Here is a 13,924-nt window from a genome sequence, read left to right as displayed (position 1 = left end):
GCATGAATCCGGATCAGGACAGGAATCCACCGTCGACATTGAGCGCGGTGCCGGTGGTATAGCTGGAGGCATCACTGGCCAGGTACAGCACCGCGCCTGCCATCTCGCTCGGGTCGGCCACGCGCTTGAGCGGGATCTGCTGCAGCGCGGCGTTGCGGATGCTGTCGTTCTTCACCAGCGCCGAGGCGAACTTGGTGTCGGTCAGCCCCGGCAGCAGGGCGTTGCAGCGGATGCCGAACTGCGCGCACTCCTTGGCGAAGACCTTGGTCATGTTGATCACCGCCGCCTTGGTCACCGAGTAGATGCCCTGGAACAATCCGGGCGAGACGCCATTGATCGAGGCCACGTTGATAATGCTGCCGCCGCCGTGCTCGCGCATCAGCTTGCCGGCTTCCACCGACATGAAGAAGTAACCGCGGATATTGACGTCGACGGTCTTCTGGAACGCCCCCAGGTCGGTGTCCAGGACGTTGCAGAACTGCGGGTTGGTGGCGGCGTTGTTGACCAGGATGTCGAGGCGGCCGAACTGTTCGCGGATGGCGGCGAACACCTGCTGGATCTGCTCCATCTCGCCAATGTGACAGGCCATCGCGGTGGCCTTGCCGCCGGCGGCGACGATCGCCTCGGCCACCTGCTGACAGCCGTCGAGCTTGCGGCTGGAAACGATCACATGGGCACCTTGCTGGGCCAGCAGGTGGGCGATGGCTTCGCCGATGCCGCGGCTGGCGCCGGAAACGAAGGCGATCTTGCCGTCGAGGTCGAACAGGTGGGTCTTGGACATGCGCATATTCCTTGTTGTCTGCCGAAGTTACAGGCTGGATTTGCCGATCAGTTGCAGGCTCATCTGCTCCAGCAGCCGGTTCATGTGGATGAACTGGGCGAAGCGCTTGTCCTGGGTCTGGCCGTGGAAGAAGCGGTAGTAGATCTGCTGGACGATGCCGGCCAGGCGGAACAGGCCGTAGCAATAATAGAAGTCGAAGTTGTCGATGCGGATGCCGGCGCGCTCGGCGTAATAGTCGACGAACTGCTGGCGAGTGAGCATGCCGGGGGCGTTGCTCGGCTGGCGGCGCATCAGTTGCACCGGCGCCGGGTCGCCCGCCTCGATCCAGTAGGCCAGGCTGTTGCCCAGGTCCATCAGCGGGTCGCCGATGGTGGCCATCTCCCAGTCCAGCACGCCGATGATGCGCATCGGATTGGCGCTGTCGAGGATGACGTTGTCGAAGCGGTAGTCGTTGTGCACGATGCCCGGGTGCGGATGGTCGGTGGGCATCTTCTCGCGCAGCCAGGCGATCACCTGCTCCCAGCGCGGCGCGTCGGGCGTCAGGGCTTTTTCATAGCGGCTGGCCCAGCCTTCGATCTGGCGCTGCACATACCCTTCCGGCTTGCCCAGGTCAGCCAGGCCGCAGGCCTGGTAGTCGACCTGGTGCAGCTCGACCAGGCGATCGATGAAGCTCTTGCACAAGGCTTCGGTGCGGCCAGCATCAAGGTCCAGTTCGGCAGGGATGTCCGAACGCAGGATGATGCCGTTGACCCGTTCCATTACATAGAACTCGCCGCCGATCAGCGATTCGTTGGTGCAGTGCACGTAGGCCTTGGGGCAATAGGGGAAGCCGGCGTTGAGCTGGTTGAGGATGCGAAACTCACGGCCCATGTCGTGGGCCGACTTGGCCTTGTGACCGAACGGTGGGCGACGCAGCACGAATTCACGATCCGGGTAGCTGACCAGGTAGGTCAGGTTGGAGGCGCCGCCGGGGAACTGGCTGATGCTCGGCGTGCCGTCGAGGTCGGGAATGTGATCCTTCAGGTACGGATCGATGACGGCCGCGTCGAGTTCTTCGCCGGGGCGTGCCTGGGTGGACTGGTCGGTGAGCGTCATGCGATTTCCTTATGATCGGTAGCAAGGACTATTGGCTAATCTAATTTCCCGTCAAAGCTGGTACAAGCGTGCCAGACATTTATTGGCCTGGGTGTTGCCGGACGATCAATCGCCCTGATGGATGGGCCTAGCGGCGGGCGAAAAAAAACCGAAGCCCGTCAGGCTTCGGTTTTTCATTGGCGATTCGCCGCGCCGATCAGGATGGGAACAGCTCGCTGAGCTTCATCGACAGCATCATGTCGCCTTCGACGCGCAGCTTGCCACCCATGAAGGCTTGCATGCCGTCGGTTTCACCGCTGACGATGCCCTTGAGGGTCTCGCTGTCCATCACCAGGGTGCAGTTGGCGTCGGCATTCTCGCCTTCCTGGATCTCGCAGGTGCCATCCTTGACCAGCAGGGCGTAGTGCTTGTCTTCATCGGTGATGTTGAAGCCGAACACCAGGTCCAGGCCGGCGGCAGCGGATGGGTTGAATTTTGCCTTCATCGCCTCGACGGCTTTAGCTACATCGCTCATGGTGTATTCCTTGTTAAGTGATATTCGCGTCCGCAAGGACACAACAGACCGGGCTCATCGGTAGGTGACGAGCTCCGGCAACCGCAACAGCCGCACATGGGCTTGGCTGTTGAAGGAAGCCAGGGTGACGTCGCGGCCCCGGAATTTCAGGTGGCTGAGCGACGTGTTGATGATCTGCCAGTTCAGGGTGAACGCCTGAGCCGGCGTGATTCCGCTCACCAGGTGAAGCAGGGCAGCGATGGTACCGCCGGAGGTGAACAGGGCGATGTTGTCGCCGCTGGCGGCGCTGTCGAGCAGCCGTCGCAGACCATCGCCGACCCGGCCGGTGAAGGCCTGCCAGGTTTCCAGGTGTTCATCGTGGGCATGCTCGCCGTCGTGCCAGCGCTGCACCATCAGGGCGAACAGACGTTGGAACTCGCCGCGGTGCTGGGCGCCATTGCGCAGTACATGCAGGGCCTCGGGCTCTTCGGGCAGCAGGGCAGGGAGCAGGGCACGGATCACGCCGTCGGCGTCGAACTCGTTGAAGGCCGCGTCGGTCTCAATGGTCGGGACTGCCTCGCCATGTGCCTGCAGCGCGTCGAGGGCCAGGCGGGCGGTGTCCTGCTGGCGACGCAGGGTGCCGGCCAGGCAACGGTCCAGGCGCACGCCCAGCTGAGCGAGGTGCTCGCCCAGTGCCCGGCTCTGACGCTCACCGACCGGCGAGAGCACGTCGTAGTCAGCGGCACCGAAGGAGGCTTGGCCATGTCGGATCAGGTAGAGATTGCCCACGTTGAAGTCCGGCCCGGTTGGAGGTTGTTGCGAGGTTAGGTTGCCCCAGGCGGGCTGTCAACGAAAAAACATACAAGCGTTTGAAAAGGTCGTTTGAACTGTGTTGCCAGCATTTTCACCGGCTGGCAGCGGCTCTGGCGCCCCGGTATGCTTGCATCCAGTTCGCGCCGTTGCGGCGCTGGTTTATCAAGGAGTCAATGTGGAGTTTCTTGCCGAATACGCAAGCTTTCTCGCCAAAACCGCCACCCTGGTGATCGCCATCCTGGTGGTGCTGTCGGCCATCGCCGGCCTGCGTGGCAAAGGGCGGCGCAAGCCGGGCGGGCAGTTGCAGGTCACCCGTCTCAACGAGTTCTACAAGGAGCTGCGCGAGCGCCTGGAATCGGGCCTGCTCGACAAGACCCAGCTCAAGGCCCTGCGCAAGCAGCAGGCCAAGGCGGAAAAACAGCAGAAGAAAAAGCCCGAGGACAAGCGCCGGGTGTTCGTCCTCGACTTCGACGGTGACATCAAGGCCTCGGCCACCGAGAGCCTGCGCAACGAGATCACCGCGCTGCTGACACTGGCCACCCCGCGTGACGAGGTGGTGCTGCGTCTGGAGAGCGGCGGCGGTATGGTGCACAGCTACGGTCTGGCTTCCTCGCAGCTGGCGCGTATCCGCGAGGCCGGCATCCCGCTGACCATCTGCATCGACAAAGTCGCCGCCAGCGGCGGCTACATGATGGCCTGCATCGGCGAGAAGATCGTCAGTGCACCGTTCGCGGTGCTGGGCTCGATCGGCGTGGTGGCGCAGATGCCCAACGTCAACCGGCTGCTGAAGAAGCACGACATCGATTTCGAAGTGCTCACCGCCGGTGAGTACAAACGCACCCTGACCGTGTTCGGCGAGAATACCGACAAGGGCCGGGAGAAGTTCCAGGAAGACCTGGACATTACCCACCAGCTGTTCAAGGACTTCGTTGCCCGCTACCGTCCGCAGCTTCATATAGACGAAGTGGCGACCGGCGAGGTCTGGCTCGGCATCGCCGCGCTCAATCGCCAGTTGGTCGATGAGCTGGGCACCAGTGACGAGTACCTGAGCCGCAGCGCCCGCGAGGCCAATGTGTTCCACCTGCGCTTCGCCGAGCGCAAGAGCCTGCAGGAGCGCATCGGCGTGGCCGCCAGTGGGGCGGTGGAGAACACCCTGGTAGGCTTGTGGAGCAAACTCGGGCGTCTGCGCTAACACCTTGAACCCCTTGAAGATTTTTTTCTTCAAGGGGGTTGCAAGGTCCATCGAATGCCGACATAATGGCGTCCATCGAAACGCAGCTGACTTGAAAAAGCCCAGCGGTTTCAAGGGGATAGCGAAAGCTGACTCCGACTTTGAGGCCGAGTAGCAAAGTGGTTATGCTCCGGATTGCAAATCCGTCTACGCCGGTTCGATTCCGACCTCGGCCTCCACTATTCGAAACCCCGCAGACCGCAGGTCTGCGGGGTTTTTTAATGCCTGCGAATTATTCGTCGTCCCACTATCTGGGACAAATCGTGGGACACTAAGGAAAGTGTGTGACCACCAGTAAATCCGCGGTGATCTTCTACTGGTTATTCAAGGATGAAACGCAATGAAGAAGCTCAAAGAGCTGGACGCAGCCGCCACCCGTTACCTGAGCAGGTACTCCCGCAAGCAGTTTTTCTCGATTTTCGTTGTGATTACGGCGATCAACTATTGGTGCGCCTACAACGTAGAGGGATACAAATCGATCTGGCTGGCAATGATTGGCGGCTGGTTCTTCGGTATGACCTTCGCGCCGTTCCACGCTAAAAAGGGCCAATCCTGAAGGCAGCTACTGGGTAGTGGTCTTGGGTGGTAGCAAGGGCGGCCAACGTTGGACAGCGAACCGCCTTGATCAGCCGCGTCTGCGCAGCCACTCATCCGCGACGTCCCCCATGGTGGCAGGCGCAGCGCTCTTGATCCAGGCCATGAAGGCGCGGTCGAACTTGAAGGCCTCGCCACATTCATTAACCAGGAACTGTCGGACCTTCTGCGTATTCCGGTAGTGCCTTTCCAGCGGGGTGGTGCGGGTGATCGGCCCAGCGTGCCAGTCGAAGCTCATCTTCATTCCCTTGGATGGCCATGATCCTCGGAGCGTAGCACTGTCTGCGGCTGTGCGGGCGTGCGCTCACCTGATGGTCAGTGCCGTCTATTGAGCCAGGCGGCTTGCCAGAAGCTCGACAAACGCCCGCACCTTGACCGGTCGAAAGCGAGCCGTTGGAAAGACTGCATGGATCTCGCCTCGGGGTAGCGACCATTGCGGCAGCACCTCGATCAGCCGGTCTGCTTGCAGGTCAGGTTCCGCCACATAGTCCGGAAGGACCGATAGCCCGGCCCCGAGCAGCGTGGCTTCGCGCACTGCCAAGGTGGCGTTGAGCGACAGGCTGGCTCTCATCTCAACCGTTTCGCGCTGTGAGGTGTCCTTGGCAAATACCCAGCGGGTTGGTTCTCGCAGCGCCAGGTTCGCCACGATCGGCAACTCGGCCAGCTCCGCTGGGGTCTGCAGTTTGCCTACCCGCGCTTGCCACTGAGGGGCGGCCACCAATCGTTGCGCAAACTGGCCGATTCGTCGGGCCTGCAGATGTTGCTCGGTAATCCAGCCAACGCGAATGGAAAGGTCCAGATCGTTGGCGCCCAGATCCAGGGTTTGGTCGCTGAAATGGGCCTCGACCTTGCACTGCGGATATCGCTGCGAGAATGCGGTGATGGCCGGCACCACGACACCGATGCCGTAATCGAAAGGGGCGGTCAGGCGTAGGGTGCCCGTCGGCTCACTGGCGGCCTCGGACAATTCTTCGAAAGCCTCTTCCGCCTCTTTGAGGATCAGAGCACAGCGGTGGTAGAACTGTTGGCCTGCCTCGGTGGTGCGGACTTTTCGCGTGCTGCGCACCAGCAGTGTGGTGCGGCAGTCGCTTTCCAGCCGCGCTACCTGCTGACTGACCACGGCCTTGGTGATGCCGAGGCGTTCGGCAGCGGCGGTGAAGGAGCCGGTCTCGACCACTGCGGTGAAGTACGCAAGCCTGTTCAGGCTGGAAGCGCCGGTCATTGATAGATCCTCAATGTATGTCTATAGCATACGGTTTGTTTATTTCGTATGTATTTAAATGTCAATGCCTGCGCGGTAGGATTTGAGGCATTCCATTTAAGGCGATCTACTATGAGCAGGACTCTGGTTTACCTCTTCGATCCACTGTGCGGCTGGTGCTACGGCGCAGCTGGACCGCTGCCTCAGGTCCTCGAGTCCACTGGCCTTGCGTTGCGCCTGATACCGACGGGGCTGTTTTCCGGTAGCGGTGCGCGCGTCATGGATGACGACTTTGCGGCCTATGCCTGGAGCAACGACCAGCGTATCGAACGCCTGACCGGGCAAGTCTTCAGTGAACGCTATCGCGACCATGTACTCGCCGACCGTCTTCAGGCGTTCGACAGCGGCCCATCTACCCTGGCGCTCAGTGCAGTGAACCTGACAGCGCCTGAGCGCGAGTTCGAAGCGCTCAAGGCGATCCAGGCGGCGCGCTATGTCGATGGCCTGGACGTGACTCGAGTGGAGACGTTGACCGCTGTCCTGGCAAACCTGGGCTTGGATACCGCCGCCGAGCGCCTGACGCGTCCGGATTCGGCCTTGCTGCAGGTCAACGACGATCGTGTGGGGCAGGGGCGTGCCTTGCTGCGTCGTGTGGGCGGCCAAGGCGTACCGACATTCGTTCTGCAACAAGCGGACGATGCCCTGCAGTTGTTGCCTGCCAGCGCTATCTTTTCAGATCCACGGGCCTTCATTCGCGAGCTGAACGCGGGGGTAAAATCATGAGCAAGGGCAACCTGGACATCATCCGAGCCTCGTACGAAGGCTCAGCCGAACAGAATGGCCAGAATCTGCTGGCGGCGTTGGCTGCGGACGTGACCTGGACCGAGGCGGCCGGCTTTCCTTATGCCGGTACCTATGTCGGCCCCCAGGCGATCATGGAGGGTGTGTTCCATCGCCTGGCCACCGAATGGGATGGCTACCAGGCCAAGGTGCATACCTATGTGGCCGAGGACGACCGAGTTGCCGCCTTTGGCGTTTACTCAGGTACCTATCGCAAGACCGGGAAAGCGATGACCGCAACCTTTGCCCATCTGTACCGTTTGACGAACGGCAAAATTGTCAGCATGGAGCAATACGTCGACAGTGCGCAGGTCAACGCGGCGCTCACCTGAGCCGTTTCACGGTCGCCGTTGGCTTAAGGCGCAGGCCGCCGCAGAGCGGCCTGCGCCGACAGGCAATTACTTGCCCGAAGCGTCCTGCTCGACCACCAGGTCAAGCACATAGACCTGCGACGAGGCGTCGGCCGGCGGGTTCTTCCATTCGTATTGCTTCACGCGCAGCACGGTGCGCACGCCGTCGCGGTGCTCGTAGCCTTCGATGGATTGGTACAGCGGGTGCCAGCTGTCCTGGGTCGCCAGTTGCAGGCCGGCGTCGTCATAGCGACGCTCGCGCACTTGCAGGCACTGGTAGTTGTGGATCAGCGGGTGGCTGCACTTGACGGTCTTGGCGGCCACTTCCAGGAACTTGATCTCGCCCTTGCTGCCATAGCGGGTCTCTGGGGTGGCTTCACCCTGGAATTTCAGCACCGAACCGTCCTGGGTGGTCAGTTGCAGCACCGGCTCCCCGGCATCGTCGGAGAAGGTGGTGCGCAGGTCGCCCTTGAACAGGCGCCCGACCTGGGCGTCCAACTCCATCAGGGGCTTATCGCAGGCCTTCAGGGTCGAGGCCAGTGATTGCACCTTCAATACGCCGTTCTTGTAGGAATAGCCGCCGAACTGGTTGTTGCAGCCGCCATTGATGTTCAGGTTACGCTCGGCGAAGTTCAGGCGCAGCTTGCCCTCGATGCCAGGCGCCATGGCGGCGATGGCCTTGCCCGACGCATCGTTGGCAGCGACCAAGTTCCAGTAGTAGGCCGAGAGTTTGGGCTGGGTTGCGGGAGAGGCGGCAGTAGCAGGCATGGAAGGCGTCCCTTCATGGGAAGTGGAAGCCGGAGCGCACGCCTGGAGCAGGGCGGCGCAGACGGCAACGAGGAGAATATTCTGTTTCATGGTTCGCTCTTTCAGCCTTGAAAAGTGGGGGGCGGCATCCTCGACAGGCGGGATGCGCGCGCCGGTAAACCGGGATATCGAGACCGTTTCAGGATCGCTTCGCGATGTGGACCTTGCCACGCCTGTGAGCGCTATCGGACGGCCTCGGCAGTAACCGATGGCAATGGGACAGCATCGATTCCATTGAGTTTCATCAACGGGGTGGCCTGCAAGTGTTGCCGGATTTTGCAGGAAAGCCAGCGCCCTCTAGACCTGCGGGCCTTTGCAGGGATATCCACTCATTTTCGCGGCCTGCAGCGCACGCTCCCTGGCCAAGGGCGTGAGTGCCCCTGCTGCATAGCCGTTCTTGATGTAAAGAAAATAGTTGCCCTGCAGGTCGTGGAAGATCCGGTAAACATCGGCAGCTCTATGGGGGGTTGGTAGCGTGACTTTATCGACCATCAGTTCGTAGCCGTCGATATCCAAACTGCCCAGCCTGGCCGTGAAGTCTGCCTCTAAGGCTGCGCGCCAGCGATTGCGCTCGTAGGTGCATGCCCAGAAGAGGGCGATCAGTACCAACAGTCCAGCGCACAGAAAGGCGATGTCGGTGAGCAGTTTCAGCATGTCGTTCTTTTGACCTATGGTCCTTCAATACCGGCCGTATGCCACTTTACCAAGTCGCAACGGGAGAGTGCGCATCCGCCGTGGTGTTGATATGCCTGATCGCTCAAGTAGGGGTATGAGAAAGCTTCTTGTCGTTGTCGTGGGCTAGGATTGCACAGACCCCAATCTGCAGAGGCAAACAGCAATGAGCAAATACCGCACCGTCATTGCCACATTGACATCCATCGCACTGGTACTGGCGCCCTGCATATCCTTCGCCGACCCGGGGAATGGCAAGGGGAAATCCCAGCAGAACCATGGCAACCCGGGGGCGGGCAAGCACGATGGTGGTCATGGCGGCCCCGTGATCGACCGTGGCGATGTGCTCGGTATCCTGGGGGGGCACCGTGACTACTGGAGTCCTGGGCCAGCGCTTCCTCCGGGTATCCAGAAGAACCTGGCGCGTGGCAAGCCTCTGCCCCCTGGCATTGCAAAGAAGCTCGATGGCCGGCTGCTGGGCCAACTGCCGCGTTATGACGGTTACGAATGGATGCAGGCGGGTGTCGACCTGATTCTGGTGGCAGTCGCCACGGGGGTGATCTACGAAGTACTCAACGGTGCTTTCGACTAGCGCGCAGGCAAAGAAAAGGCCCGCTGGGGAGGGCGGGCCAAGTGTTTCACGGATGAGTCACTACCTTGGCACGGCAGACGTGAAAATGTTGTCAATTGCCGTGGCTTTCTCGTGATCGGAGCGCCCAAAAAAGAAAACCCGCCTAAAGAGGCGGGTTGAACAGAACGTATCGAAGCCAGGTCAGTCTGCCTGTGCAGATGTCAGAATTTCGTGAAGGCTTGGTCAGTAACCGTTACTGAATTTTTCATCGATCCTGCGCCGTTTCACGGCGTACTGTTTCTGGTTGATGATATCCAGCAGCAGTTGGTTGTCGAGCTCATCCAGTTCTCTTCTTTTCATGCCTGACACATGCGCCCGGGTGACCTGATAATTGATTGACTCGGCCGCGTTGTACCCACTGAACGGGTCCCACAGTACCGAGACAGGCCATAGCAACAGGTTTACGGTGCCGTAGCCGTAGGCACGCCCATAGAATGAGCCACCTCCCGGCAACAGCCCTAACAGCAGTGCACCCACGGGGCTCTTCTCTTCCACGGCCAGGTTGTTGGCCCGGTAATGATCGAGTTCGGCCGTCTGGACGGAATTCAGGCCGCTGGCGCAGCCGGTGATCAGCGTAAGTAGCGCTGCAGTCAGCAGATAGCGATGAAGCATCGTGAGTCCTTACTTGCGGGGGGAATTCATCCTCGCAAGCCATGGGCACGAGGTAATGCCATGCTGCGCCCAGGACGGCAACCCGGCTGTCATCCGAATCATCCGTACTCGTCAGAAATAGCCATGAAAAAACACTCGGCCAGCTCAAGCATGCGCGAGCGCCAACTGGCTGATGACGCACACCGAGCGATCCTCCGCGGGCGTTGCTGCGCTGTAGTCCACCTGGTTGTACACCCCGCCATGGAAGTTGAACGTGCGTCCATACCAGCTTGAGGTCAGCTTCAGTGTGCCCGAGTCTGCTTCGCGTCCGTCATGGATGGCGATGACCTTGGCAGAGCCGTCGGCAGTGACTTCGATACTGATGTCGAAGAGGGCGCCCAAGGGCACGCCAGCCAGCAAGGTGCTGTTGATCGGCGTCACCTGATCGAAGTCCCGGCGAAAGCCGAGGGTGATCCTGCCCTTGTTCCAGAACACCTTGATCGCCGGGCTGTCGTCGTCTTTCACATGCATCTGCGCGATCACCACCTTCTGCGCCGAGTTGACCTGCTCGAGCACCATGCGCTGGTGGCTGAAATGTCGGTTGGCACTGTTCATGGCCCAATAGGTGGCTTCCTTCCACTCGCAGCGAGTGCGATGTGTGCTCTTGCTCGACGCGCCCTTGGTCGGCGCGGTCATGCGTACCGCGCCATTGTCCAGGCGTCTGACCACCTGTGGCAGGGTGGCCAGGGCCTGTGCCCCGGTGACCTCTAGGGCCAGAGGGTCGCTAGCGGATTTGGCGAGCGGTGTGGTGATGATCAGCGTGTCGATGTTCACGGCCATACGGAAACCTCCTGGATAAAAAGATCCTGCACCTATGCGAGCAGTTGAAAGGCGTCGGGTTCAGTGAGCCAGGGAGGTCCGGGCAAAAAAAGCCCGCCAGGGCGGCGGGCGAAGTGCGTTTTTGAAGGGAGAGCCTGTACCTTGCACCTTGTCGGTTAAGCCGAGGTTAAGTGCCGCGAGCATTGACCGCCCGCGCCGATGCGCCTATACAGGCGTGCCGTTGTTACCGGAGCCTGCAATGCACGACGAAGACGATCTGCCCGAACCCGAGCACGATCACCTGCTCGATCCCGAATTCCACGAAGACTACGACCCTGAGGCCGACGCTTACGGGGCGCTGGATGAAGTCGAAGAGGATGAAGAGTCACTCGACGACTTCGACGATGAGGACGACCACCCGGCCTGGCACGACGACTGCGACGATTGATGTCGCCGCCGTCACGCTCAGCGACGGTCGAGGGAGAAGCGCCCGGCGCCGGTGAGGGCCAGCAGCAGCAATCCGCCGACGATAGCGAGGTTCTTCAGGAACTGGGTCATGTTGGCGCTGCGCTCGGGCTCGACCATGTTCCAGAACGGGTGCCCGAGCAGCGCGGTACCCAGCACGAACAGGGCAAACAGCAAGGCCAGCGGGCGGGTGTAGAAGCCCAGGATCAACAGTATGCCGACCAGCAGTTCCATGATCACGGCGACGGCCGCCGCCAGCATGGGCGCGGGCGCGCCCAGGGAGGTCATGTAGCCGACCGTGCCTTCGAAACCGCTCAGTTTGCTCCAGCCGGAGAGCACGAACAGGATCATCAGCAGGATGCGAGCGAGCAGCAGGATGACGTCGCGTTGACCGTCGAGCAGGCTATAGCGCATGGCGGCGCTCCAGTGGACAGGGACAAGTTCCACTCTAGCAGTTGTGTGGCGGTTTTCCGGCGGGCATGAAAAAGGCGCCGCAAGGGCGCCTTGATCGACAGAAGATGGTGCGAGTGGCGGGACTCGAACCCGCAAGGCTCACGCCGACAGATTTTAAGTCTGCTGTGTATACCAATTCCACCACACTCGCACGATAGGCCGGCGCGCTGCATAGCGGCGGGGCCTGGGCAATCAGGCGCGCTTTATAACCCATTGTTATAGAAGCGTCAACTGGCCCTGGGGTTCAGGGTTCGATGCTGCGGGCGATGTCGCGCATGTCGCAGGCCGAGTGGCGCAGGGCATCGACATGCCCGTCCATGGCCTGTGCATCGGCCTCGTGAACCGAGTGACGCAGGAAGCGGGCATGGCCATCCAGGGCCTGGCACAGTTCGTCGAGTTCGCTGGCGTTGCGCACCAGATCATCCTGCAGCCCTTGCATGCGAAAGTTCGAAGTCATGTCGGGTCCTCGTGGGATCGGGGCGGGGCCCACTATAGGCCAATTGACAGCATGCCGCCATTACGCCACTGTTCAGGCATTGGATCCAACGGGTCGTGTCGCCATGTCATCGCGTTCCTCCTATCCAGAGACAGCACGGCGTGTACAGCCGAAGCTGTTCTGGCGGCTGCTGTTCCTGCTTGTCTGCCTGCTGGCGGCATTCCTGTACGCCGGCTTCATGAGCCTGGGCGGCTACCTGCTGATGCTAGGGCTCGACCTGGACCACCCCGAACCTCAACGCTTCCTGGCATTGGGCGGCGGCGTGTCGATCCTGTTACTGGGGCTGTGGCTGTTGAAGGTGGCGATGCCGCGCCGTCTGGTGCCGACGGTGGTGGAGCGTGAGCACTGACGATCGTCGCCTGAAGGACGGTGTCGGCGGGACTTTGGCTACGCTCAATATGTCCTTTCGCGGTGCTTGTGGAGCTTGCATGGTGTCGACAGACCGCCCCACTCATTCGGTAATGCCCGAGGCGCGCTACGAGCAATTGGTCCAGGCCGTGGTGGACTATGCCATCTACATGCTCGACCCGACCGGCCATGTGGTGTCGTGGAACGCGGGTGCGCAGCGAATCAAGGGTTATCGTGCCGATGAGGTGATCGGCCAGCATTTCTCGTTGTTCTTTACCGATCAGGACCGTTCTGAAGGGCGCCCACAACAACTGCTACGCCAGGCCCTGGAAGAAGGCAAGGCGCAGGACGAGGGCTGGCGCGTGCGCAAGGATGGCACGCAGTTCTGGGCGCTGGCGGCGCTGGATGTGATCCGTGATGAGCATGGCGAGGTCATCGGCCTGGCCAAGGTCACCCGCGACATCACCGATCGCCGCGAGTCCGCGCTGCAACTGGACGCCATGCGCGCACAGTTGTTCCAGGCGCAGAAGCTCGAAGCCTTGGGACAACTGACCGGAGGCCTGGCCCACGATTTCAACAACCTGCTGACGATCATCATCAGTTCTGCCCGGCTGGCCTCTGGCAACCAGGATCCGGCACGCGTGCGGCGCCTGCTCGAGCATATTCTCGACGCCGGGCAGCGCGGTACCCAACTTACCCAGCAACTGCTCAGTTTTGCCCGGCATCGGCAACTGAATGTCACCAGCATCGCGCCAGCCCAGGTGATCGACACCACTCGCGGGCTGGCGGAGCACGCGTTGCCCAGGGACATCGAACTGCTGCTGCAGGTGCAGCCGGACCTGCCGCTGATCGAGGTGGACGCCGGGCAGCTGCAGATGGTCCTGCTCAACCTGGTGTTCAATGCCCGCGATGCGATCGCGACGACGGGGCAGATCCACCTGACGGCCGAAAGCGTCCGCCTGGCCGGCGAGGTGGAGGGGCTGCATGGGCGCTTCGTGCGCTTCGATGTGCGTGATGACGGGCAGGGTATCGACCCCCAGGTGTTGCCGCGCATCTTCGAGCCGTTCTTCACTACCAAGGCCTTCGGCAAGGGCACCGGTCTTGGCCTGAGCCAGGCCTATGGTTTCGCTCGTCAGAGTGATGGCGCGATCAGCGTGTCCAGCCGCCCCGGTGAAGGCACCTGCATGAGCTTGTACCTGCCCGCCCGAATGGGCGACGATACCCCATCGAGCGACGGATAGACC

General features: G+C 61.3%; 20 protein-coding genes and 2 tRNA genes. 9 read left to right on the top strand and 13 right to left on the bottom strand.

The genetic code is table 11. The annotated features are described in order from the left end of the window. Positions 1-13 precede the first annotated feature (13 nt). The 4 genes from CC207_RS07025 to CC207_RS07010 form a co-directional block, all read right to left on the bottom strand. On the bottom strand, positions 14-781 hold the full coding sequence (locus CC207_RS07025; RefSeq protein WP_028692455.1) for an SDR family oxidoreductase: 768 nt from the start codon (positions 779-781) through the stop codon (positions 14-16). 27 nt (positions 782-808) lie between these two features. Then, positions 809-1,876 (bottom strand): phosphotransferase family protein, encoded by a 1,068-nt coding sequence (locus tag CC207_RS07020; protein ID WP_088851785.1) that lies wholly within the window; start codon positions 1,874-1,876, stop codon positions 809-811. Positions 1,877-2,072: 196 nt separating this feature from the next. Continuing rightward, a complete protein-coding gene (locus CC207_RS07015) occupies positions 2,073-2,390 on the bottom strand; it encodes an SCP2 sterol-binding domain-containing protein (protein ID WP_028692453.1) in 318 nt (105 codons plus the stop codon). A 54-nt stretch (positions 2,391-2,444) separates the two neighbouring features. Further along, positions 2,445-3,158: a histidine phosphatase family protein gene (locus tag CC207_RS07010; RefSeq protein ID WP_062361157.1), complete on the bottom strand. Its 714-nt coding sequence runs from the start codon at positions 3,156-3,158 to the stop codon at positions 2,445-2,447. Between the two features lie 199 nt (positions 3,159-3,357). Between CC207_RS07010 and sohB the strand changes: the two genes are divergently transcribed. The 3 genes from sohB (at position 3,358) to CC207_RS06995 (ending at position 4,969) form a co-directional block, all read left to right on the top strand. Next, a complete protein-coding gene (gene sohB / locus CC207_RS07005; RefSeq protein ID WP_028692451.1) occupies positions 3,358-4,374 on the top strand; it encodes a protease SohB in 1,017 nt (338 codons plus the stop codon). A gap of 144 nt (positions 4,375-4,518) precedes the next feature. Continuing rightward, positions 4,519-4,592 (top strand) — tRNA-Cys (locus CC207_RS07000). A 161-nt stretch (positions 4,593-4,753) separates the two neighbouring features. After that, the gene (locus tag CC207_RS06995) at positions 4,754-4,969 is read left to right on the top strand and encodes a hypothetical protein (RefSeq protein ID WP_028692450.1); all 216 of its coding nucleotides are present in this window, start codon (positions 4,754-4,756) and stop codon (positions 4,967-4,969) included. A gap of 69 nt (positions 4,970-5,038) precedes the next feature. Here the strand turns inward: CC207_RS06995 and CC207_RS06990 are convergent, their stop codons facing one another. Both CC207_RS06990 and CC207_RS06985 read right to left on the bottom strand, forming a co-directional pair. After that, a complete protein-coding gene (locus CC207_RS06990; protein ID WP_088851793.1) occupies positions 5,039-5,245 on the bottom strand; it encodes a DUF6434 domain-containing protein in 207 nt (68 codons plus the stop codon). An 87-nt stretch (positions 5,246-5,332) separates the two neighbouring features. Then, positions 5,333-6,229 (bottom strand): LysR family transcriptional regulator, encoded by an 897-nt coding sequence (locus CC207_RS06985; RefSeq protein ID WP_088851784.1) that lies wholly within the window; start codon positions 6,227-6,229, stop codon positions 5,333-5,335. A gap of 258 nt (positions 6,230-6,487) precedes the next feature. Here CC207_RS06985 and CC207_RS06980 point away from each other — a divergent pair, with 258 nt between their 5' ends. Together CC207_RS06980 and CC207_RS06975 are read left to right on the top strand one after the other, a co-directional pair. Next, positions 6,488-6,991, top strand: a complete 504-nt coding sequence (locus tag CC207_RS06980) for a DsbA family protein (protein WP_230962651.1) — start codon at positions 6,488-6,490, stop codon at positions 6,989-6,991. Further along, positions 6,988-7,380, top strand: a complete 393-nt coding sequence (locus CC207_RS06975) for a nuclear transport factor 2 family protein (protein WP_028692446.1) — start codon at positions 6,988-6,990, stop codon at positions 7,378-7,380. The genes CC207_RS06980 and CC207_RS06975 overlap by 4 nt, the downstream gene beginning before the upstream one ends. Positions 7,381-7,446: 66 nt before the next feature. Here the strand turns inward: CC207_RS06975 and CC207_RS06970 are convergent, their stop codons facing one another. After that, positions 7,447-8,166, bottom strand: coding sequence for an META and DUF4377 domain-containing protein (locus CC207_RS06970; protein ID WP_256582034.1), 720 nt, complete (start codon positions 8,164-8,166; stop codon positions 7,447-7,449). Positions 8,167-8,502: 336 nt separating this feature from the next. Further along, entirely contained in the window at positions 8,503-8,859 is a 357-nt protein-coding gene (locus CC207_RS06965; RefSeq protein ID WP_028692444.1) for a hypothetical protein, read from the bottom strand. A gap of 184 nt (positions 8,860-9,043) precedes the next feature. On the opposite strand from CC207_RS06965, the gene CC207_RS06960 reads away from it, so the two are divergent. Next, a complete protein-coding gene (locus CC207_RS06960; protein WP_028692443.1) occupies positions 9,044-9,469 on the top strand; it encodes an anti-virulence regulator CigR family protein in 426 nt (141 codons plus the stop codon). Positions 9,470-9,691: 222 nt separating this feature from the next. On the opposite strand, the gene CC207_RS06955 is transcribed toward CC207_RS06960, so the two are convergent. Beyond that, the gene (locus tag CC207_RS06955; protein WP_028692442.1) at positions 9,692-10,120 is read right to left on the bottom strand and encodes a hypothetical protein; all 429 of its coding nucleotides are present in this window, start codon (positions 10,118-10,120) and stop codon (positions 9,692-9,694) included. 144 nt (positions 10,121-10,264) lie between these two features. Next, complete coding sequence (locus CC207_RS06950) at positions 10,265-10,939, bottom strand: polysaccharide lyase family 7 protein (protein ID WP_028692441.1); 675 nt, start codon at positions 10,937-10,939, stop codon at positions 10,265-10,267. A gap of 238 nt (positions 10,940-11,177) precedes the next feature. Here CC207_RS06950 and CC207_RS06945 point away from each other — a divergent pair, with 238 nt between their 5' ends. After that, the gene (locus CC207_RS06945; RefSeq protein ID WP_028692440.1) at positions 11,178-11,366 is read left to right on the top strand and encodes a hypothetical protein; all 189 of its coding nucleotides are present in this window, start codon (positions 11,178-11,180) and stop codon (positions 11,364-11,366) included. A gap of 17 nt (positions 11,367-11,383) precedes the next feature. On the opposite strand, the gene CC207_RS06940 is transcribed toward CC207_RS06945, so the two are convergent. The 3 genes from CC207_RS06940 to CC207_RS06930 all read right to left on the bottom strand — a co-directional run bounded on the left by CC207_RS06940 (position 11,384) and on the right by CC207_RS06930 (position 12,293). Continuing rightward, entirely contained in the window at positions 11,384-11,797 is a 414-nt protein-coding gene (locus CC207_RS06940; protein ID WP_028692439.1) for a DoxX family protein, read from the bottom strand. A gap of 105 nt (positions 11,798-11,902) precedes the next feature. Further along, positions 11,903-11,987 (bottom strand) — tRNA-Leu (locus CC207_RS06935). A 93-nt stretch (positions 11,988-12,080) separates the two neighbouring features. Continuing rightward, on the bottom strand, positions 12,081-12,293 hold the full coding sequence (locus tag CC207_RS06930; protein ID WP_036986661.1) for a hypothetical protein: 213 nt from the start codon (positions 12,291-12,293) through the stop codon (positions 12,081-12,083). A gap of 103 nt (positions 12,294-12,396) precedes the next feature. On the opposite strand from CC207_RS06930, the gene CC207_RS06925 reads away from it, so the two are divergent. Both CC207_RS06925 and CC207_RS06920 read left to right on the top strand, forming a co-directional pair. Further along, positions 12,397-12,681: a hypothetical protein gene (locus CC207_RS06925; protein WP_028692437.1), complete on the top strand. Its 285-nt coding sequence runs from the start codon at positions 12,397-12,399 to the stop codon at positions 12,679-12,681. 79 nt (positions 12,682-12,760) lie between these two features. After that, positions 12,761-13,921, top strand: a complete 1,161-nt coding sequence (locus CC207_RS06920; protein WP_036986660.1) for a nitrogen regulation protein NR(II) — start codon at positions 12,761-12,763, stop codon at positions 13,919-13,921. The last annotated feature ends 3 nt before the right edge of the window (positions 13,922-13,924 follow it).

Origin of the sequence: Pseudomonas sp. DrBHI1 (genome assembly GCF_002205115.1) — a bacterium.
GTDB classification, from domain to species: Bacteria; Pseudomonadota; Gammaproteobacteria; order Pseudomonadales; family Pseudomonadaceae; genus Aquipseudomonas; species Aquipseudomonas mosselii.
The sequence above is the reverse complement of the archived record's forward strand: the minus strand, read 5'-3'. Positions and strand labels throughout refer to the sequence as shown.

Coding starts and splice junctions, on each gene's coding strand:
- CC207_RS06955 (WP_028692442.1), bottom strand. CDS start 10,120: ATGCTTCATCGCTATCTGCTGACTGCAGCGCTACTTACGCTGATCACC.
- CC207_RS06970 (WP_256582034.1), bottom strand. CDS start 8,166: ATGCCTGCTACTGCCGCCTCTCCCGCAACCCAGCCCAAACTCTCGGCC.
- CC207_RS06945 (WP_028692440.1), top strand. CDS start 11,178: ATGCACGACGAAGACGATCTGCCCGAACCCGAGCACGATCACCTGCTC.
- CC207_RS06920 (WP_036986660.1), top strand. CDS start 12,761: ATGGTGTCGACAGACCGCCCCACTCATTCGGTAATGCCCGAGGCGCGC.
- CC207_RS06965 (WP_028692444.1), bottom strand. CDS start 8,859: ATGCTGAAACTGCTCACCGACATCGCCTTTCTGTGCGCTGGACTGTTG.
- CC207_RS06995 (WP_028692450.1), top strand. CDS start 4,754: ATGAAGAAGCTCAAAGAGCTGGACGCAGCCGCCACCCGTTACCTGAGC.
- CC207_RS06985 (WP_088851784.1), bottom strand. CDS start 6,229: ATGACCGGCGCTTCCAGCCTGAACAGGCTTGCGTACTTCACCGCAGTG.
- CC207_RS07025 (WP_028692455.1), bottom strand. CDS start 781: ATGTCCAAGACCCACCTGTTCGACCTCGACGGCAAGATCGCCTTCGTT.
- CC207_RS06990 (WP_088851793.1), bottom strand. CDS start 5,245: ATGAGCTTCGACTGGCACGCTGGGCCGATCACCCGCACCACCCCGCTG.
- CC207_RS06930 (WP_036986661.1), bottom strand. CDS start 12,293: ATGACTTCGAACTTTCGCATGCAAGGGCTGCAGGATGATCTGGTGCGC.
- CC207_RS06975 (WP_028692446.1), top strand. CDS start 6,988: ATGAGCAAGGGCAACCTGGACATCATCCGAGCCTCGTACGAAGGCTCA.
- CC207_RS07020 (WP_088851785.1), bottom strand. CDS start 1,876: ATGACGCTCACCGACCAGTCCACCCAGGCACGCCCCGGCGAAGAACTC.
- CC207_RS06960 (WP_028692443.1), top strand. CDS start 9,044: ATGAGCAAATACCGCACCGTCATTGCCACATTGACATCCATCGCACTG.
- CC207_RS07015 (WP_028692453.1), bottom strand. CDS start 2,390: ATGAGCGATGTAGCTAAAGCCGTCGAGGCGATGAAGGCAAAATTCAAC.
- CC207_RS06940 (WP_028692439.1), bottom strand. CDS start 11,797: ATGCGCTATAGCCTGCTCGACGGTCAACGCGACGTCATCCTGCTGCTC.
- CC207_RS06925 (WP_028692437.1), top strand. CDS start 12,397: ATGTCATCGCGTTCCTCCTATCCAGAGACAGCACGGCGTGTACAGCCG.
- CC207_RS06950 (WP_028692441.1), bottom strand. CDS start 10,939: ATGGCCGTGAACATCGACACGCTGATCATCACCACACCGCTCGCCAAA.
- CC207_RS06980 (WP_230962651.1), top strand. CDS start 6,488: ATGGATGACGACTTTGCGGCCTATGCCTGGAGCAACGACCAGCGTATC.